The organism is Paraburkholderia lebeckiae, assembly GCF_050436325.1.
GTDB lineage: Bacteria > Pseudomonadota > Gammaproteobacteria > Burkholderiales > Burkholderiaceae > Paraburkholderia > Paraburkholderia tuberum.
Window position 1 is genome coordinate 190019 of the sequence record NZ_JBNDLZ010000001.1, and the last position, 19878, is coordinate 209896.

General features: G+C 59.1%; 16 protein-coding genes and 2 pseudogenes. 8 read left to right on the forward strand and 10 right to left on the reverse strand.

Translation table 11 applies throughout. From position 1 onward, the window contains the following. Positions 1 to 5 precede the first annotated feature (5 nt). From OKW44_RS00935 to OKW44_RS00960, 6 genes are all read right to left on the reverse strand, one after another. Positions 6 to 548, reverse strand: coding sequence for an MOSC domain-containing protein (locus OKW44_RS00935; protein ID WP_026225756.1), 543 nt, complete (start codon positions 546 to 548; stop codon positions 6 to 8). Positions 549 to 577: 29 nt separating this feature from the next. Next, positions 578 to 1630, reverse strand: a complete 1053-nt coding sequence (locus OKW44_RS00940; protein WP_018420303.1) for a CobW family GTP-binding protein — start codon at positions 1628 to 1630, stop codon at positions 578 to 580. Beyond that, positions 1627 to 1926, reverse strand: coding sequence for a hypothetical protein (locus tag OKW44_RS00945; RefSeq protein ID WP_018420302.1), 300 nt, complete (start codon positions 1924 to 1926; stop codon positions 1627 to 1629). The genes OKW44_RS00940 and OKW44_RS00945 overlap by 4 nt, the downstream gene beginning before the upstream one ends. Positions 1927 to 1967: 41 nt before the next feature. Continuing rightward, complete coding sequence (locus OKW44_RS00950; protein WP_018420301.1) at positions 1968 to 2846, reverse strand: polysaccharide deacetylase family protein; 879 nt, start codon at positions 2844 to 2846, stop codon at positions 1968 to 1970. A 92-nt stretch (positions 2847 to 2938) separates the two neighbouring features. Beyond that, on the reverse strand, positions 2939 to 4324 hold the full coding sequence (locus tag OKW44_RS00955) for an amidase family protein (RefSeq protein WP_051103777.1): 1386 nt from the start codon (positions 4322 to 4324) through the stop codon (positions 2939 to 2941). Positions 4325 to 4326: 2 nt separating this feature from the next. After that, positions 4327 to 5406 (reverse strand): tartrate dehydrogenase, encoded by a 1080-nt coding sequence (locus OKW44_RS00960; protein WP_018420299.1) that lies wholly within the window; start codon positions 5404 to 5406, stop codon positions 4327 to 4329. A 136-nt stretch (positions 5407 to 5542) separates the two neighbouring features. Between OKW44_RS00960 and OKW44_RS00965 the strand changes: the two genes are divergently transcribed. The 6 genes from OKW44_RS00965 to OKW44_RS00990 all read left to right on the forward strand — a co-directional run bounded on the left by OKW44_RS00965 (position 5543) and on the right by OKW44_RS00990 (position 14128). Beyond that, complete coding sequence (locus OKW44_RS00965; protein ID WP_018420298.1) at positions 5543 to 6424, forward strand: LysR family transcriptional regulator; 882 nt, start codon at positions 5543 to 5545, stop codon at positions 6422 to 6424. Between the two features lie 216 nt (positions 6425 to 6640). Next, positions 6641 to 7825, forward strand: coding sequence for an aspartate racemase/maleate isomerase family protein (locus tag OKW44_RS00970; RefSeq protein WP_063713716.1), 1185 nt, complete (start codon positions 6641 to 6643; stop codon positions 7823 to 7825). Positions 7826 to 7928: 103 nt separating this feature from the next. Continuing rightward, positions 7929 to 9224, forward strand: coding sequence for an MFS transporter (locus tag OKW44_RS00975; protein ID WP_018420296.1), 1296 nt, complete (start codon positions 7929 to 7931; stop codon positions 9222 to 9224). A 278-nt stretch (positions 9225 to 9502) separates the two neighbouring features. Then, on the forward strand, positions 9503 to 10543 hold the full coding sequence (locus OKW44_RS00980) for a porin (protein WP_429409306.1): 1041 nt from the start codon (positions 9503 to 9505) through the stop codon (positions 10541 to 10543). Positions 10544 to 11108: 565 nt separating this feature from the next. After that, positions 11109 to 12701 carry a methyl-accepting chemotaxis protein gene (locus OKW44_RS00985; RefSeq protein ID WP_018420294.1) on the forward strand — a complete coding sequence of 531 codons (1593 nt, stop codon included), beginning with the start codon at positions 11109 to 11111 and terminating at the stop codon, positions 12699 to 12701. A gap of 23 nt (positions 12702 to 12724) precedes the next feature. Continuing rightward, positions 12725 to 14128: an MFS transporter gene (locus tag OKW44_RS00990; RefSeq protein ID WP_018420293.1), complete on the forward strand. Its 1404-nt coding sequence runs from the start codon at positions 12725 to 12727 to the stop codon at positions 14126 to 14128. 452 nt (positions 14129 to 14580) lie between these two features. Here OKW44_RS00990 and OKW44_RS00995 read toward each other — a convergent pair. The 3 genes and pseudogenes from OKW44_RS00995 to OKW44_RS01005 form a co-directional block, all read right to left on the reverse strand. After that, positions 14581 to 14685 (reverse strand): annotated as a pseudogene (locus OKW44_RS00995) (IS6 family transposase); the annotation flags it as partial. 201 nt (positions 14686 to 14886) lie between these two features. Beyond that, complete coding sequence (locus OKW44_RS01000; RefSeq protein WP_018420292.1) at positions 14887 to 17019, reverse strand: phosphocholine-specific phospholipase C; 2133 nt, start codon at positions 17017 to 17019, stop codon at positions 14887 to 14889. Beyond that, positions 17012 to 17272, reverse strand: a complete 261-nt coding sequence (locus OKW44_RS01005) for a hypothetical protein (protein ID WP_162633945.1) — start codon at positions 17270 to 17272, stop codon at positions 17012 to 17014. The genes OKW44_RS01000 and OKW44_RS01005 overlap by 8 nt, the downstream gene beginning before the upstream one ends. Before the next feature lie 187 nt (positions 17273 to 17459). Here OKW44_RS01005 and OKW44_RS01010 point away from each other — a divergent pair, with 187 nt between their 5' ends. Then, on the forward strand, positions 17460 to 18311 hold the full coding sequence (locus tag OKW44_RS01010) for an HAD-IIA family hydrolase (RefSeq protein WP_018420291.1): 852 nt from the start codon (positions 17460 to 17462) through the stop codon (positions 18309 to 18311). Between the two features lie 3 nt (positions 18312 to 18314). Here OKW44_RS01010 and OKW44_RS01015 read toward each other — a convergent pair whose 3' ends face one another. Then, positions 18315 to 19208: a MurR/RpiR family transcriptional regulator gene (locus OKW44_RS01015; RefSeq protein WP_239499059.1), complete on the reverse strand. Its 894-nt coding sequence runs from the start codon at positions 19206 to 19208 to the stop codon at positions 18315 to 18317. A gap of 325 nt (positions 19209 to 19533) precedes the next feature. On the opposite strand from OKW44_RS01015, the pseudogene OKW44_RS01020 reads away from it, so the two are divergent. Next, a pseudogene (locus OKW44_RS01020) lies at positions 19534 to 19782 on the forward strand (transposase); the annotation flags it as partial. Between the last annotated feature and the right edge of the window lie 96 nt (positions 19783 to 19878).

The following is a 19878-nucleotide window of genomic DNA, read 5'->3' on the forward strand; positions in this document are numbered from 1 at the left end:
CGCTATTACACCATTTCAAGGTCGCGGTGCGGCGGTGGTGGCAACTTGACGGCGATCTCATCGCCCGGGCGTACCGGCCCAACTTTCGCCACAACACCCATCACGCCCGCCTTTCGCAAGAGCCTTCCTTCCGGCGAGAGACCAAGAACGGCTGACATCAGCCCAGCCTGGAAATTATCTATTTGCGCGCACGGGTTTCTAAGGCCAGTGAGTGTGGCGACCGCATGCTCGCCAATATGCAATTCTGTGCCCGCGGGCAACGATAGAAGATCAAGGCCGCGCGTCGTGACGTTTTCGCCGAGATCGCCAGGGAGAACGCTAAACCCCTTCTCTATCAGCTCATCGAATAGTTCACCATGAATGAGGTGCACCTGGCGCAGGTTGGGTTGCGAGGGATCTCGAGCGACACGAGAGCGGTGTTTGACCGTTGCACCACAGTGAGCATCGCCTTCGACACCCAAACCTTCCAGCAGCATGATTTGTCCAACGGATCGCTTGGAGAATGTGTGTGAGGGATTCAGGTGGACCGCAATGACTTTTCCGTCCACTACAAGTGACCTCCAATGATTGGCATGGCTCAGTTGAACGCGCGCAGCGATGCTTCGATCTGCGCTTGCGGTGGCAATCTGCCAATCAGCACCAATTGCGAGCGCCGCTCGCCGTCGGGCCATCCCGACAGATGCACCGGTGCGTGAATCAAATGCTGGACGCCATGAATGACCAGCGGCAAGTCGGAGCCACGAACGTTCAGAATCCCTTTGACACGCAAGATGTCGGCGCCACGGCTGTGCATCAGCATCGACAGCCATATACCGAAAGCGACCCAGTCGATCGGCTCGTCAAATGTCAATGAATGCGTCGAAATCTCACCGCGGTGCGGACCTTCCGGCTCTCGCCCAAACGCTCGGTATTTCGGCGATCCGGTGTTCGATGCGGCCGCAGCGATGCCCGCCGGCTGGAACCAGCGCCGCACCTCGTTAATGCGCGCGGCGGGCTGATCGAGATCCTCACTCAGCAGCACCTGCGCATCGCCGGCATCGTCGCGCGACACGGCCAGCCACGCAGACCCATTGATCTGGCGCAACGCGCTCTGCACGGTCTCGAGCTGTGCGGCATCGACCAGATCCGCCTTCGTGATCACCAGCCGGTCAGCGATGGCCGCCTGCTTGCGCGACTCGGCCTGCTGTGCGAATTGATCGAGCGCATGGACCGCGTCCACTGTCGTCACTACATTGCCGAGCCTGAAGTGGTGCCGTAGCACCGGGTCGCCGGCGACGGTATTGAGCACCGGCATCGGGTCGGCGAGGCCGGTCGATTCGATGATGACCCGATCGAAGTGCGGTACTTGATGGCGTTCGCGCCGGTCATATAGATCGAGCAGAGCCTGCCGCAAATCCTCACGCACGCTGCAGCATATGCAGCCGTTCTGCAGCACGACAGTCTCGTGATCGAGCTGTTCCAGCAGCCGATGATCGAGGCCGATTTCGCCGAGTTCGTTGATCAGCACCGCGCAATGAGCGAATGCCGGTTCCCCGAGCAGGCGCTTCAACAGCGTCGTCTTGCCGCTGCCGAGAAAGCCCGTCAGCAGATTGATGGGGATGCGTTGCGCGGGGTTAAGCGGTTCGTTCACGATGCCTGCCGCAAACGATCGAGCAGATCCACGGCCAGCGGATCGACACGGCGACCGCTCAGGCGCTCGACCGCCGGCCACAACTGCGTGAGGTTTTCGACGATTTCCATCTTGCCGGTGAATGTGCTGATCAAATAGGCGTGACTTTGCCAATCGCTGACCGTACAGGCAAACGCTCGCAGCACCCGGTTCAGACAAGCGACCCGCAACTGCCGCTCGCGGCGTCGCACCTGTGCACGCTCATCTTCCGATGCCGGGTTGCCGGCATCGGTCCAATGTGCTTCGCCGCCGAGCATTCCACATAACCCACACATCACACACCTCGCCCCGTATCCGCTCAGCTGCGCGGGAAACGCCGCGCGTAGTCGTTGGCCATCTCTTCCATGCGGACGAACTTGACACCAGCATGCCCGGAAATGTATTCGAACAGGCGCTCGAGCATCAGCAATACTTGCGGCCGGCCAGACACGTCCGGATGGATCGTGATGGGGAACACGGCGTAGTCATATTCCCGATAAACCCAGTCGAACTGGTCGCGCCACATCTGCTCGATATCCCGCGGATTGACGAAGCCGTGGCTGTTCGGCGCTTTCTTGATAAACATCATCGGCGGCAGATCGTCCAGGTACCAGTTGGCCGGAATCTCGATCAGATTGGTGTCCCGACCGCGTACCAGCGGCTTCATCCAGTCGCGCGCATCTTTGCTGTAGTCGATCCTGGTCCAGGAGTCGCCAACACGCACGCGATAGGGCTGGAAATCGTGATGCATCAGGCTGTGGTCGTACACGATGCCACGCTCGATCAGCAGTTCGTTGGTCACATTGCTGAACTCCCACCACGGAGCGACATAACCGGTCGGCTTGCGGCCGGAAAGCCGCGTGATGAGCTCGATGCTTTTGTCGAGGACGTCCGCTTCCTGCTGGCGCGTCATCGCGATCGGGTTCTCGTGCGAATAGCCATGCACGCCGATTTCATGACCCGCGTTCGCCACCGCCTGCATCTGTTCGTGGAAGGTTTCGATCGAGTGACCCGGTATGAACCAGGTGGTCTTGATCTGCATACGCTCGAACATCTTCAAGAGCCGCGGCGAGCCTACCTCACCGGCGAACAGACCACGCGAGATGTCATCGGGAGAGTCCTCACCGCCGTACGAGCCGAGCCAGCCGGCTACCGCGTCCACATCCACACCGAAACCGCACAAAATCTCTTTAGCCATGTACATGCCTCACAAAACTAAATGAACTGATGGTCGAATCGCGCTGCAACGGTCGTTGCGCCACCGAGGCACAAGTCCCATTGCGAGCGCCTTCACGGAAAGTCGCCTGCGATAATCGGGGCGAGCGCGACACCGGCGCGCAGCAGTCGCGCTTCGTGCGCGGCCGGCGCGCTAAGCAACAAACTGGTCGGCATCTGCGCGGCGCCCACTCCGTTCGGCAACGCAAGCCCGCAGGTATTGAGCATATTGCCGAGCAACGTATTGCAGATCGTCTTCAGGTTCACTCGGGCGAACACGTCGGGATCGGCCGCAAGCGGCGCAATCGGCGGCGCGACGTGCGGCACCGTCGGCATTACGAGCAGCGCGTCGCCGAGCGTAGCCCATAGCGAACGCTGCAAGGCGACGCGGCCCCGCTGCAATGCATCGAAGTCCTCTGCCGACATCGTCTTGCCGCCCATCATCCGCTTATAGACGGTCACATCGATTTGCGCATGGCGCGGGCTCTCGAGCAGTTCGCGATGCGATTGATAACCCTCGGCTGCGGCAATATTGCCGTGACGCGCGATCAGCTCGCGCACCTGCGTAAGCTCCGGGACAGGCTGCCAGCGCACCCGCACACCGGAAGCCGCCGCTCGCGCGAGCGAAGCGATGAAGTTGCGCCGCACTTCCGGCTCAACCTCGTCAAGTATCGCATTTTCCGGGGCGACCAAAGTCAGCGATGCCAGCGGCGTCGCGTCAGGTGCGAGCGATGGCGCCTTAAGGCCGCGCAATGCAAGATCGAGCAAATAGCAATCGGCGACGTCGTGCGCGAACACGCCGATCGTGTCGAGCGTGCGCGACAGCGGGAATACATCCTCAGTGTCGATCCATCGCTCGGAGCTCTTGAAGCCAACCACACCATTGAATGCCGCAGGCGTGCGCACGGAGCCGCCCGTATCGGTTCCGATCGCGACCGGCACGAGTCCCGCGGCGACAGCCACAGCGGAGCCCGAGGATGAACCTCCGGGCACGCGCGGCACGTCACTTGCGCGCGGATTCAACGGTGTGCCGAAATGCGGATTCAGCCCGAGCGCGGAGTAGGCGAATTCAGACAGATTCGTTTTGCCAAGGGTCACCATGCCCGCGGCGGCGAGGTTGCGTACAATCGGCGCATCATGCGGCGCTGGCTGTGCATCCCGATAGATTGACGACCCGGCGGTGGTGGCGAGACCTTCAATATCGATCAGGTCTTTCCATGCGACGGGCACGCCATCGAGCGGGCCAAGAGGCTGACCGGCCCGATAGCGAGCCGCGCTTTGCGCCGCCTCGCGGCGCGCCCGTTCGAAGGACGTGGACGTAAAGACCCCCGCGTTTGCCCCCGCCTCGATACGCTCAACAAAGTAATCGGTTAGTTCGCGCGCATCGACTTTGCGATCATGCAGCAGACGGCCGAGCTCCGCCGCCGTTAGCGCTGCAAACGAGAAAGACAATGTAGTCATCGTTATCTCAATGCCGCAGCGACGGCTTTGCCGACGTCGGTAGTATTGGCTCTGCCGCCGAGATCCGGCGTGCGCGGTCCCTCGACCAGAACCGTTTCGATTGCATGGATGATCGCGTCGTGCGCCTCGCGATAGACAGCGCTTCCGTTGCCGAGGAAATCGAGCATCATCGCACCCGACCAGATCATCGCGATTGGATTGGCGATATTTTTGCCGTAGAGGTCGGGCGCCGAGCCGTGAACCGGCTCGAACAGCGACGGGAAACGGCGATCCGGGTTCAGGTTAGCCGACGGCGCGATGCCGATGGTGCCGGCGCAGGCGGGGCCCAGGTCTGACAGGATATCGCCGAACAGATTCGAGGCGACGACAACATCGAAGCGCTCCGGGCTTAGCACGAACCGCGCGGCCAGGATATCGATGTGATATTTGTCCGTGAGCACGTCCGGATAATGCTTCGCCATCTCCTCGACGCGTTCGTCCCAATACGGCATCGTGATCGCGATGCCATTCGACTTCGTTGCCGAGGTCAGGTGCTTTTTAGGCCGGCTCTGTGCGAGATCAAAAGCGAAATTGACGATCCGATCGAGGCCCTGACGCGTGAAGACCGTTTCCTGAATCACGAACTCGCGGTCAGTCCCTTCGAACATGCGACCGCCAATCGACGAGTATTCTCCTTCAGTATTTTCACGCACCACATAGAAGTCGATGTCACCCGGCTTGCGCCCGGCTAGAGGACACGGCACGCCGGGCATCAGGCGCACCGGACGCAAGTTTACGTATTGCGAAAAATCGCGCCGGAAGCGCAGTAGCGAGCCCCACAGCGAGATATGGTCGGGCACGGTCGCGGGCCAGCCGACCGCGCCGAAAAAGATCGCCTCGAACTGCATCAACTGGTCGAACCAGTCGGGCGGCATCATTTCGCCGTGCTGCGTGTAGTAATCGCAGCTGGCCCAATCCATTGTCTTGAATTCGAGGTTGATGTCGAACCGGCGTGCCGCCGCTTCGACAACGCGCATGCCCTCCGGCATCACTTCCTTGCCGATGCCGTCACCGGCTATAACTGCGATCTTGTGTGTTTTCATTGACTCTTCTCATCTTGCAATAGGCTTACCGGAACCAACCAAGCCTGACAGAGGCGAATCATAGCGCGCACGCTTCGCGATATAGTGGTCGCTTACGTGATCCAATCGACTACAAAAAGTGAACAATCTCCCATCGATGGAAGACCTGCGCCTGTTCTGCATGGTCGTGCATAAACAGAGCTTCGCCGCCTCCGCACTCGAAATGGGTGTGTCCAAAGCCTTGATCAGCAAACGCATCGCTGTGCTCGAGAGCATGCTCCAAGCGCGATTACTGCATCGCACCACACGGAAGGTATCGGCAACCGAGAGCGGTCATATCGTCTATCAGTGGGCACAGCGCATCCTGGAGGATGCCGAACAGATGGCCGAAGCGATTTCGTCCTCGAAGATTGTGCCTCGCGGATTGCTGCGCGTCTGTACCAGTTCAGGTTTCGGCCGTAATCATCTGTCGCGGGCGGTGTCGGCGATGGCGCAGCGTTACCCGGAACTCGAATTTCAGTTGGAGCTGCTCGACCGGCCGGTCGATCTGGTGCGCGAGGGGTTCGATCTGGACATTCGAATCGGCGCGGTGCATGAAGAGAGTCTTATTACAAAGCTGATCGCACGCAACGCACGCGTGCTATGCGCGTCGTCGGCCTATCTGGAGCAGTGGGGAACTCCGGCGCGTCTCGCCGACCTTATACAGCATAAATGCATTGTGATCCGCGAGCGCGATCAGGAATTCGGCCGCTGGAAACTGGAGGGCTCCGACGGGGCAGAAACGGTGCGCATCAGCGGACCGCTTTCCGCAAATAACGGTGAGATCGCGCATCGCTGGGCAATCGACGGACACGGGATCATCCTGCGCTCGATGTGGGACGTCGGGCCAAGCCTGAAACGCGGTGAACTCAAACGCGTGCTGCCCGATTATGGGCAGGAAGCCAATGTATGGGCGGTTTATCCATCCAGGCTATCGACATCGGCGAAGGTCCGCGTATGCGTGCAATTCCTCGAGGAATGGCTGGCCACAAACGTTTGAAGCCCCGTCCCAGCCGGTCGCCGGCACGCGCCATTACATATCAGTTCAAAAATCGGAGCGCAAACCCTTATCGTTCACATTTTGTGTCTTATGTTTTCACGAACCGACCGATTAGCTATCGACTTGTGGACACTACAATGCGTCCAGCTTGGCAATTAACCTGTTGAAGGAACGCTGATGGGAAACCAAACGAAACCGTTGAAGAGTCTTAAAGACGTGAAAAAAGTCGGCTTTATCACGCCGTCGTCGAATACGGCACTGGAGCCGATGACGATGGCAATGACCGATCAGATCAGCTCGCGGATCTCGACCCATTTCAGTCGGGTTCCGGTGAAGACACTGACGCTCGACAGCAAGGACGTCAACCAGTTTCAGACGCAGAAAATGGTGGACGCGGCGGCGCTCCTGAGCGATGGTGGTATGGACGCCATTTTGTGGAACGGCACCTCTGGCAGTTGGACTGGCAAGGGGTTCGAAGCCGACATCAGCTTGTGCGAGGAAATTAGTCGAGTCACGGGAGTGCCGGCGTCCACCTCTTCACTGGCTCAACTCGACGTGCTGAAGCACTACGGCATCAAGCGCTTCGCGCTGGCGGTGCCATACGTCGAGGAACCGACTCGCAAGATCATCGAGACTTACGGTAACCAGGGATTCACCGTGGTCAACACTGCCAGGCTCGATCAAACCGAAAACGTCGTGATCGGCAATACGCCGTTTGAGCGGATCAAGCAGTTGCTGCGCGATGCGGATTCGCCCGATGCCGAGTGCCTCGTCGTCGCCTGTACCAATTTGCCGGCGACCACCGTGGTCGACGAGATGGAGGCGGAACTCGGCAAGCCGGTTTTCGACAGCATCGCGGTGACGTTGTGGAAAGCGCTGAAGATGACGTCAATCGACGTGCCGCTCCATGGCTTTGGCAAGTTGCTCAGGGCCAATCCCGTGCTTGGGGAACTCGAGCGTGTCATGGCCACCCTTCGTGAAGTGACGGGCGGCAGCCGCACCACATTGCGCATCGACATTCCCGAGCACAACTGCAATGTCGACAGGGTCTGCGCTGAATCGGTCGCGCCGGGCATCGCCGAGCTGAAACTGAATACCTCGTTGAATCAGCGCAGCCTCGCGACCGTGCAGTGGCTCATCGCGACCCGGAAGCCCTTGGTCCAGGACGACTGTGCGAACGCGGAGGTCAAGCCGCCGAAGGCGCTGATGGAAGTCTATGGTGTCAAGGCACAGATGCTGGTCGGCCTCGAGGCGGCCGATGGCGAGGTGATCGGATGGATCTCGGTCCATTACGTGCCGGGGACGCGCAAGTGGACTGACGCCGAAGTCGCCGCGCTGCAAAGCGCAGCCGGTCAGGTCCGTACCATCTTGCAGCGAAGCAACTGGACGTCTTTTAAATAAGTAGTCGCTATCGCGCTCGGCCGTTCACGCAGAAATCGTACGCGGCCGGTCGATCATTCCATACGACTACAAACCATATTCAGCTAAGGAGGGATGGGGGACCATGAGCATACCTGTCGAGAATGTCGCCGTTCAAGTCAAGACGACGGTAAGGTGGAAAATCTTTTTCGTATTGCTGGGGTTGGTAGCGATCAACTATATCGATCGTGCGTCGCTGTCGGTCGCGATGCCGTTGATCTCGAAGGAGTTCAACATAAAGCCGGCGTTGCAGGGCTTGATTTTCAGCTCGTTCTTCTGGACCTATGCATTGATGCAGGTGCCGGGCGGCATGCTGGCCGACCGTTTCAAGCCACGCATCGTGATCACGGCCGCTGCAGTCTTCTGGGGTGGGTTTCAGGCAATTGCGGGCGTGGCCACCAACGCCACCACGTTGCTGCTGACACGGTTCGGACTGGGTGCGGCTGAGGCTCCGATCTATCCGTCCGGCGGCAAGCTGAACGGGATCTGGCTGACGCAGAACGAACGCGGCCGCGGCGCAACACTGCTCGATGGCGGCGCCCCGCTGGGCGCGGCCATCGGCGCGATATTGATCACCTCGTTGATCACCATGCTGGGATCGTGGCGCCTGGCGTTCATCGTGGCCGGCGTCGGCACGGTGCTCGCCGGGATCTATGCGTGGTACTTCATTCGCAACAGCCCGCGCGAGCATCGCGGCGTCAATGAAGCGGAGGCCACCTATATTGAGGAGGCTCGGGCGATCGAAGACGAGGGCGAGCCGACTCAGTTAAGCGGCAAGAGGCTCGACCTGCTCAAGTACCGTACCGTATGGCTCATGGTCCTCGGCTATATGTTTTCGAACGTCGTGTTCTACGGCTTGTTGACCTGGATGCCTAATTACCTGAGCAAGGTACATGGCTTCAATATCCAGCAGATGGGAGGCGCGAGCTTCATCATTTTCCTGTCGGGATTCGTCGGCGAACTGGTCGGCGGCTTTTTGTGCGATAAATGGAAAAGCGCAGGCGGCTCGCCGAACAAGGTAATGCGCACCATGCTCGCTTTCGCCTCGATCGTAGTTACCGTCGCGGTGTTCTCGGTTGCTTACGCGAGCGGGCCCGCGCTGACGGTCGTATTGTTGTCGGTCACATTGTTTTTTCAGCGCTGGACCGGGCTCTACTGGAGCATCCCGTCGCTCGTGGGGACGCGCGACAGGGTGGGCCTGCTCGGGGGCCTGATGAACCTCGGCGGCAATATCGGCGGGGTACTCGTACCGCTCGCCGTCGGCTTGATCGTGCAGTTGACCGGCTCGTACTTCCTTGCACTGATGGTCTTTACCGGTGCCGGTATCGGTCTGCTGCTCTGCTCGACTTGCATCAACTACCAGAAGAAGATTCCAGTCTGAGGCGCTTGCACTGCAGAAGAACGGCGCAACGTTGCCGGACCTCTAATGCAGGTCCGGCCCGGCTGATGCAACGCAAAGCAATCGTCGTCGGATAGGGTATTGGTGGGAATGCTACTTCCGGACTGACAATCAAAGAGCAGTAGAAATCGCTATAATTTAGAATACCTAATGAACGTCAAAAGCTACACCTCGTCGTTACCTACTCGGAAAATTCTTCCTTTTGTAATCTTCGCGTCGCTGATCGCGGCCACGCCTCTCGCGCCCGTGCGCAAAGCAGCGTGACCTTATATGGGCTGATCTCGGTCGGATTGAGCTATTCCTCCAATGCAGGCGGCAAACCTCTCTACCAGATGGCGAACGGCCCCCAGCAACCGTCTCGCTGGGGTTTGAAGGGACAGGAGGATCTGGGCGGCGGGCGATCGGCTATCTTCGATCTGGAAAACGGATTTTCGATCACGAACGGTTCCGCAGCTCAGGGGGGGCGATTGTTCGGTCGCCAGGCGTGGGTCGGAATCGCGGACAAGAATCTGGGTACGATCACAATGGGCCGCCAGTATGATGAGATGACCAAGCAGTTGAACTGGACGGAATCCGCGGTTCAGTTCGCGACCTACGGTGCGCACATCGGTGACAACGACAACATATTCGATGCGGTGCGGTTACAGAATTCCGTTCGCTATGAATCTCCTGTTATGGCTGGTCTTTCGTTCGCCGGGCAATACGCTTTCTCGAATCAGGCCGGGGCCTTTTCGAATAACAGCGCTTTCAGTGCCGGCAGCACCTATGTGCGCGGGCCATTCAAAGTAGCTGTCGTGATGTCCCAATACAATCACCCCGCTGCGACGGACAATTCTTCGGGGGCGATCAGCGACAACTATGGATTCACCTCCCCGTTTGCGACGAGCCTGAGTGGTTCGGGCGTCGAGAAGCAGCGAATTCTTGGCGTCGGGGCGGGATACGATTTCGGAATTGTACAAGCTACCCTCGCCTACACCAATGTGCTGTTCGACTATCTGGATACGTCCGGCCTTCGGTTGCAGAACGCCGAGTTGTCGCTGACTCACAACATCACTCCGAGTCTCCTCGTCGGCGCTGCGTACATCTATACGACGGGTAAATATTCAAACTCGGAAGAGCCGCACTATAACCAGGTCAATCTGGGGATCGATTATTCGTTGAGCCGCCGTACGGATGTGTATCTCGTTGGCCTTTACCAGCGCGCCGGCGGTGCAGCGCAATACGCGCAGATTTTCTCCTCGACTGCCTCAACCTCCGATTCGGAAACGCAGGTCATCGCCGGGGTCAGGACGCGGTTCTGACGTAGCGATTTACATTGGCTCCGGGTCCTGGTGTCCGCCTCGGCGAGAGAGTATGCCTACGACCGGGCGTCGAAAATGGGCAAGCTTGCTAGGGCCCTCGACCAAGCACCAGGCAAAGGATGGCTCGTTGTCGACATGAAGGCAGATCGGGCAACTGTGTTTCCAGCTGTCATCCCATGGCATACGCTGACAGTACGTTTCTCAGCGCACCTCTAGGGGGGCGTCTGGGGTGGCCACTTTTTGATCGAGCTACAGACGCTCGAAGATGCGGGGCGACACGCTGGTCAGGGTCGACTACGGACGCGCGAGACTGGACCAGCTTCGGCCATTTTCAGCCATTGACGGGCATTCCCAAAGGGCATGCAAATGTCGCTCCCCAGACGGCGGACTATCAACCACCGATGACACTCGTCCCTTCGTGGGACATTGTCGATGGTAGCGGTACGCCGGCCTTCGGAATATAAGGTTTGTTGCCGCAAGAGCTAGGGCTTTCAATCATGTATGCCGTGATTAAACGGCAGACCACTAAAGCTGCGCGCTTGCGCAAACCAATCAGGAGATGTAGGTGCTCAAGTTGTCTTTTTCGCAAAAACTCTGGCTGCCGCTGGTTTTGTGTCTTCTGTGCTTCGCCGGACTCTCGGTGATCGACGCCTATCGCACTCGAGACGTTCGTCTAGAAGAAAGAAAAGCGGATCTAGTGCATGCCACGGAACTCGCCCTTGCAGTCGTCAAGACGTTCGCCGATCAGGCTGCTGCCGGATCGATCACGGTCGACGAGGCGAAGAACAAGGCCATGGATGCCGTGCGCAACATGCGCTACGCGGGCTCGGACGGCTACTTCACGATCATCGACTCGGAGCACGTTCTGATGCATCCGATCTATCCGGAGATCCAGGGCCGGGACGTGAGAGGGTTCAAGGACCCGAATGGCGTACTCACCTTTCAGGTCGCCATCGATATAGTGAACCGAGAGGGCAAAGGCTTCACTCGTATTGGGTTTTCGAAGCCCGGTGTCAGCGGCGTCTTCCCGAAGATCACGTATGAGGACACCTATCGTCCATGGGGCTGGATTATTCTGACGGGTGTCTATCTCGACGATATTAACGCTGCTTTCCATACAACCTTGTACGACAGCGTCGGTTTGCTTGTCGCGGTCGGCGCTTTGCTAAGCCTTGTAGTGATCCTGCTCAATCGCGGCATTCTGCGCTCGCTCGGCGGCGAGCCCGGTTACGCGGCCGAGATCGCGACGCGCGTTGCGAATAACGACCTCAGTGTCGTCGTCAAGACCGCGCCGAGCGACCGCAGCAGCCTGCTCTACTCGATGCAGCGGATGCAGGATCAACTGACGGAGACAATTCGCACGATCACGACGGCGGCCGAGTCGATCGCATCGGCAACGGGCCAAATCGCCGCCGGCAACCAGGACCTCTCACAGCGAACGGAGGAGCAGGCGGCGGCGCTGCAGGAAACAGCTGCGACCATGGAAGAACTTACCTCGACAGTCAATCAGAACGCCGACAACACGCGTCAGGCGAGTCAGGTCGCCGCGCAGGCGGTACAGGTCGCGCAGCGCGGCAGCGGCGTCATCTCGCAGGTCATCGATACGATGAACGGCATCCAGGCGAGTTCGGACAAAATTGCCGATATCGTCGGCATGATCGAAAGCGTCGCGTTCCAGACCAACATCCTCGCGCTCAACGCAGCCGTCGAAGCCGCCCGCGCGGGCGAGCAGGGCCGGGGGTTCGCCGTCGTTGCGAGTGAAGTACGCTCGCTCGCGCAACGCTCGTCGTCGGCCTCGAAAGAGATCAAGGGGCTCATTCAGGACTCCGTGGAACGCGTTCGAACCGGCGCCGAGTTCGTCAACGCGGCCGGCGTGACGATGGATGAGATCACACAATCAGTGCAGCGTGTCACCGACATCATGGGCGAAATCGCCGCGGCGTCGATCGAGCAGAGCAATGGTATCGGCCAGGTCAGCAAGGCTGTCACGCAGATGGACTCGGTGACACAGCAGAACGCGGCGCTCGTCGAGCAGGCCGCTGCGGCCGCGAGTTCGCTCGAAAAGCAAGCCGGCGATTTGCGCTCGTCGGTGGCGGTCTTCCGGCTACCAACGACTCATGCGCATCTTAGCGAGACGGTTGTCACGCATTCACTCTAACTCACGGCAAAAAACGGATTCCGATGACTTACCCAACCGATATCAGAGATGTCGAGACAATTGATCGCGGCACGCGAGTGCGGGCGCTGTTGGCCAGCGGGATCGGTAGCACCATCGAATGGTATGACTTCATCCTTTACGGAACCATGGCGGCGATCGTTTTCGGCCCCTTGTTCTTCCCCGCCAGCGATCCTTCAATCGCATTGATGCTGTCGTTCGCGTCATTTGCGCTGGCGTTCGCGATGCGCCCCATCGGCGGGATCATCTTCAGTCATATCGGTGACAGGATCGGCCGCAAGAAAACGCTAGTCATGACGCTCTCGTTGATGGGCGGCAGCACCCTGGCTATGGGGCTTTTGCCCGACTACAACGCCATCGGAGTCTGGGCTCCTATCCTTTTGACAGTACTGCGCGTCATTCAGGGAGTCGCGCTCGGGGGTGAATGGGGCGGAGGCGTACTGCTGGCGGTGGAGTACGCGCCTAAGAAATACCGGGGCCTTTTCGGCGCGGTCCCGCAAGTTGGAACCATGCTGGGCCTTGCCTTGGGTTCGCTGGCAGCATTGGAGGCGAGCGCGATCTTCTCGAAAGAGGATTTTCTCAGGGTCGGCTGGCGGATTCCGTTCATTCTGTCCTTCGTCCTGGTCATGATCGCTTTTTGGATTCGCCGCTCGGTCGATGAAACTCCGTCGTTCAAGAAGGTCCTTGCGAACGAGAGCGCGAACAAGGTGCCATTGCTGGAAACCATCAAATTCCACTGGCGGGCAGTGCTGATGACCATCGGGGCGAAGTTCATCGAAACCTCGGTTTTCTATATCTTCGCAGTGTTCTCGATTTCCTATACCATCGGCCTCGGCTTCGAGCGGACCGATACGCTCAATGCAGTATTGGTTGCCTCGCTTTTATCTGCTCCGATGGTCCTCTTTAGCGCGTGGATCTCCGACCGAATCGGCCGGAAAAAGATTTTTATAATCGGCGCCCTCGCTAGTATGGCCTTCGTTCTACCCTTCTTCTGGCTCGTTCATCAAAGATCGGTCGCGTTGCTGTACCTGGCCGTCGTTGTGGGCTTCGCCGTCATCTATCCCATGGTCGGCGCTGTAATGGGTCCTTTGTTTGCCGAGAATTTCCCGCCGGAAGTTCGATACACAGGTATTTCGCTGGGTTACCAGCTCGGAACCGCACTGGTTGGTGGTCCACTCCCACTTATCGCTACGGCGCTCCTGGTTGCCTTCCACGGCTCCTATGTCCCAATCGCCCTTTTCGTCGGTCTCTGCGGCATCGTTTCCTTGATTGCCATCTCGTTCGCCAAGGAAGGCCGCGGCCAGGATCTCGACGCCAGAAGGACCGTTCCGCGCTTGGGGGTAGGGCCTGCGCTCGACGCCGCAGAACGCCCCCCACGGCTCAAGAACCCAATATCCGATAACGGATGAGATATGCGTAAAGCTACGGGAATCTGGATGACCAACGTGGAGGTCGAGGTGATCGCGTGGAACGGGCTGTCGCATCGTTGCTGGACCCGGCGCAACACCCGGAACGGCTCTGTCGCAGTAAGGTCAACGGGTCAAGCAGCGGTGATATGCGGAGGATTGCTTATGAAACGAGCTAGTAGAACTGCTGTGCGGGAGACACCGGCAATTCAGACAATCGGCGATTGCGCCTGCCGGGTACGTTTCACGGACACAGGCAGCGGAGCGCATGAATAGGAACTTTGCCGGTTCTGTCGCAGCAACGCGATTTGGTCGAACGATAGCGATATGATGAGGATTGCTTACATCGCCAGTGTGTAGAATTGCCGGGCGGCCGATGGCTTCAGTTTGCCTGCGTCTTTCATCTGCCCCTTGGCGATCATATGCATGGCGGCTACCCGACAAAGTCATACTGCCTTCCCCTGCCCTTTGACCTTGATATACATTTCGTCTACGTGCCAGCTCTTGCCGACCGGTCGCCTGCGACGCCGGAACGCCTCTTGAAGAACGGGCAGCAGCTTGCTGCCCGACGCGGGGGGCAGTAATCGACCCGCCTTCGGCTGATGTGCGCACTGGACTGGGGCCATCCGGCCCAATGCGCGGATGATCGGCGAGCGTCGCCTTCGGCGAATTGAACGACGCTTCGATCTAACCGAATCGACGACGGCCGCGCCGGCGACGCGTTGCAGCGCTCATTTGCGGCCGGCACCTCGGCGGTCGAATCATAAGCCCCGCGCCATCATGGGATCGCTCACCGATGATCGGCCGTTTTCGAGCCTGCCGGCGAATCGGCGTTCGATGTGCGCGCCCGAAACGGTGAAGTCGTACCAGTTGCCGCTCGATGACACATTCCAGTGCTGCTCGACGGTGACCCCGCCTGGCACGCGCAGCACCCACGGTCCGTCGTGACGATACGCGTTCGCCGTGATCGTCAGGTCGATCGGATTCCGGCTGTTGTTGTGCGCTTTGACCGATACCGTGTTGTCCTGTGCCCCGTAGCCAACTTCGATCTCCGCCACCGCGACCGCCACGTTGCCGCTGAAGGTGCGCACGAACCCGTTCGGACCGTAGACCCAAAGATCGTATGCGCCTTGATCCGACATCATCGGATTCCAATAGTTGTCGGACAGTTCCTTGCCGGCTTCCACCGTGTACCGGCGCGGAATTCGGTCAAGATGTTTCTTGTCGTAGATGTGAAACACAGCACCCTGCGATCCGGTATTTTGAAACTTGAGCGTGACAGCGCCGTTCGGTTGAACCACTGCGCTGACGTTCAACTCATATGGCAACGCGTTCGAGTACCGCGTGCCGGGCTCCTGGAAGAGCGCCGCGGGCGTCGCCGGTGCGGTCGCTGTCGGCAGCGACTTCGACTGCGCTTCGATCTGGGCCCAATTGCTCATGTCAGGCATTTCCGGGAAGCGCTGGTCGTTTGGATGTTCGAAGTCGAATGCGGACGTGAGATCGCCGCTGACGGCCCGATGCCACTTGCTGATCGCGGGAATGGTTATGTTAAAGCGCTTTTCGAGGAAGAGCCCAAGCGACGAATGATCAAAGACTTGCGAGTTGACGAAGCCACCCTTGCTCCAGGGCGATACCACGTACATGGGCACGCGCGCGCCCATGCCCCACGGACGAACGTTGCCGCTGGCCGTATCCTGCGGCAGCAGATACGAAGGCTTGTTGACCGCGAAGTACATGCCGTTTACATCCATCGTCGATTTACCGGCGAGAGTGCCGTCGGGGTTATACGAGGGCACGGCTGGCGCGGGGACGTGATCGAACAAGCCGTCGTTCTCGTCGAACGTCAAGATGAATGCGGTCTTGCTCCATGTATCGGGATTCGACGTCAGCGCCTCAAGCACCTTTTCGGTGAAGTAGCCGCCGTGGGCGGCGCTCGATGGCGCGCCCGGATGCTCGGATTCCAGTTTCGACGGCAAGACCCAACTGACTGCCGGCAACGTGCCGTTGCGCACGTCGTTGGCCAGGTCATCGAGCGACCAGTTGCTCATGCCTTTTTCGTAGATCGGTGAACCAGGCTTGGCATTGCGGAAGCTGTTGAACGCAAGGCAGCCGTTCATCGCACCGGTCCAGTTGTCGTTCGGGTCCTGATAGATGCGCCAGTTGATTCCCGCGCTCTCGAGCACATCCGGGATCGTCGGCCAATCGAAGCCGGAGCCCGCGTACGTGTATCCGGGCGTCGGCCATGTGCCGGTGACCCAGCAGCGAAGATTGACCGGCTCGGAATCGGTATCGGTGCAGTTGATGCCTTGATCGCGCAGTGCGGGGTTGTTGTTCGAGCCGGAAAAAAACGCGATGCGGTTCGGATCGGTTCCCGTCGCAACCGAGCAGAAGTAGGCATCGCAGATCGTGAATGCTTCGGCAAGCGCGTACTGGAACGGCGCTTCCTCGCGTGTGTAGTAACCCATCGACGTCGGCGTCTTGTACTTCGGCCAAAAGCCATAGCTGCCCTGGTTCCACGCGGCCTGCGCGTCCGGGAAATTGTGCGGCATGTCGGGAATCAGCGCCGCGTTCATCGTGTTTTTGTTGAAGCGGAAGGGCGTTATCTCTCTTGTGCCGTCCGATTGATACCAGACGGTCTTTCCGCTTGCCAACGGTATCGGGAAGCGATCGCCATATCCACGCACGCCTCGCAGCGTACCGAAGTAGTGATCAAATGAGCGGTTTTCCTGCATCAGGATGACGATATGCTGAATATCGTTGATCGTGCGGGTCTTGCTATTCGCCGGGATTGCAAGAGCACGCTGGATGCTCCCGGGAAGCGCGGCAAGCATCGCAGCCGATGCAGCGGCGTTTGCCGAACTCTTCAAGAATTGACGGCGATCGAGTTTAACCATGACAGATGACCTTGGGTGAAAGAAACGGAATGCGGAAACGAGCGGGCCAGACGCGTGTCAAGACTGAATGAATACGCGCGCAAAGAGCAGGCGAACGTTGACGGGAGTTCCTTGCGGCCCCGCGCCGCAGGTAGCTCAGCGGCGCGGTCAGGTATTCACGCTTGTCGAACGCGTACTCCATTGCTACAGAAGCCGGTGCCATCCTGGCACCGGCTTCTGGCCAGGTGGCGACGAGTTCCAGCAAGCGGTTCATATCCTGGTTTCTTAATTGGTGAGGAAGCTTCCGGCATAAGTCCGGTGAGTTGATCCTCGCAATGTTCGGCAGGAAAGATGACGGGGGTGTGAAGTTTTCTCAAACAAATTACGTTTTCGATTGAGCATTTCTCAATATAATTTGGAGCCGTGCTCCACGGCTGGCGTGCTTAGCATCCACCGATCACATGAACCCACAAAGCAACATTGAATACATCGCCATCGAGGAAGCTGGAGTTTGTTTGGCGCAGGCAAAGCACCTGATCGTCGATCTCGATGGAACATTGATCCGGGAAGACGAGGCGGTTGAGGGTGCTGTCGAGTTGCTTGCGAGGTACCGCGATCGCTACGTCATCGTTTCCAACAACTCGACCCATACCGCTGACGGCGTGGTACGTCGCTTGGGCCGTCTAGGGCTCCACGTCGTACCCGAACGGATCGTGCTGGCTGGCGAGCAGACCGTCGATTTCATGAGGCATCAGCATCCCGAGGCGCGCCTTCTGTTCGCCGGCAGCAGGGCCCTACAGCGCTATGCAGTCGGGAGCGGGTGCCTGCTGGTGAAATCCGAAGCGGATTTTGTTGTCCTGGGTCTTGATCCGGGATTCAACTACGCACGCCTGTGCGTCATAGTCGACCAACTGCGTTGCGGTGCCCGCCTAGTGGTCACTAATTGTGACGTCAGCCACCCCGGCGCCGAAGGCAGGCTGGTGCCGGAAACCGGCGCAGTTTTGGCCGCTGTGATGGCGGCGAGCGGCGTTCAGCCTGTGCACGTTACTGGCAAGCCCGAGACCCCGCTGCTGCAGGAAGGGCTGCGAAGGCTGGGCGCGACGCCAGACAACACCGTCGTGATTGGAGACAACCCCGCAACCGACGCAAAGGGTGCGGGCAATTTGGGCATGCGCTGTTTGCTGGTGGATAACAGCGGGCAAGCCGGCGCGGCGAGTCTGTCGGCGCTTTTGCGCGCGGCAGATGCGGCGCGAGCCGGAGAGCTCACAGCGGTGCAGTCAGCTAAGCGCATATCCGCCCTGCTGAGGCCTTAAGTTTCAGTAACGCTTGAGAGACAAGACGTCGAAGGTCTGGCGCAACATCTTGATTGACTTGTCGAACTCGCTCAGGGCCAGGCAGGCGATCAGCGCATCAATGATCGCCAGCTGAGCCAGTCGGCTTGTCATGGCCTCCGTTCGAAAGTTGGTTTCGCGCGCCATCGTGAAGAGCAGCACGTCCGCATACGCCTGGATCGGAGACTTGCCGAAATTGGTGATGCATATGGTGGCGGCGCCCGCCTCTTTGGCCAGCCGGGTGGCGAGCACGGTCTCATGCGTGCTACCCGAGTGCGACACAGTCAGCACGGCTACGCCAGGCCCTGTGAGCGAGGCGCTAATGGCCTGCACATGGGAATCGACCACGACCTTGACATCGAGACCGATGCGCAGCATTCGGTAGTGCGCATCCTCGGCAATCGTGGCGGCGCTGCCGATGCCGTAAATCTCGATGCGCCGTGCCTTTCTGATGAGCTTGACCGCCTTTTCCATGGCATTGGCGTCTAGAGATGCCTGCGTGTCGTGCAGGGTCTGTACGTTACTCTGGAAAATCTTGCGTATCGTCGACTCGACCGTATCGTGCTGTTTCAGGTCTTCGTGGATAAACTGTACGGGCTGGACTATTTCTTGAGCCAGCGCGATCTTGATCTGCTGAAATCCGCTCGCGCCGAGGCTTTTGCACAGTCCAACCACGCTGCCCTCGCTTGAGCCGGTGCGGTCGGCAACTTCGCTAACAGACATATGGACCACTTCGCTGGGGTGGTTAGCGATGAAATCTGCAATGCATCGCCCCACGGGCCCTAATGACGCCCTCAATGTACCGATGCGCCTGAGCACGGCCGAGACAGACGCGTTTTCATCATTGCCCGGCTTGCCAGCGGCTTTTGGTTTATTCATAGTTCTGTCACAGTAAGATGGCCGAAGATCCCCACGCGCCATCGTCCGAATAATTGTAAAACTGCTGATCGAGTTCTGAGATGTTATCTCGATAATGTAGATGATTTTTGGTTCTGGCAATCATGTCGCCGGCCCACGCCCTGTAAGTGGTCAACCGCAAACTGACATTTACTCAACCGGCGAAAGTGAACTCGTCATAAGTCGTCGAGCCTGAACAATCCGGTGGGGCTTATATGGCGTGCCTTTGGGGCCGAGATGACGCTGTGGGAATTGCAGAGACCTGGCATATTGATGCGTGAATCCTGCAAATCCTGACGAGGTGCAGATGGGTCCGAAGACGCCTGTGACGGAACAAGATTTCTTCCGACAACCACTGCGAGAGCAGATCAACCTTAAGCATCCGCTGGTGCGCCTGACTGATCTGATCGACTGGAAGCGGCTGGACGCAGCGATGAGCGAGAGCTTCGTGTCGCACAAGGCGCGACCGGCAACGTCGCCGCGCCTGATTGCCGGGCTGCTGTATCTGCAGCACGCGTTCGACCTGTCCGACGAAGAGGTGGTCTGGCAATGGGTGGCCTGAGCTTCAGTCCGTGCCGCGCTGCGGCCTTCACCAGATGTTCGCGACACCGCTCAAGCAATCGTGAGTCGGTTGGATCTGAGCGACGTCGGC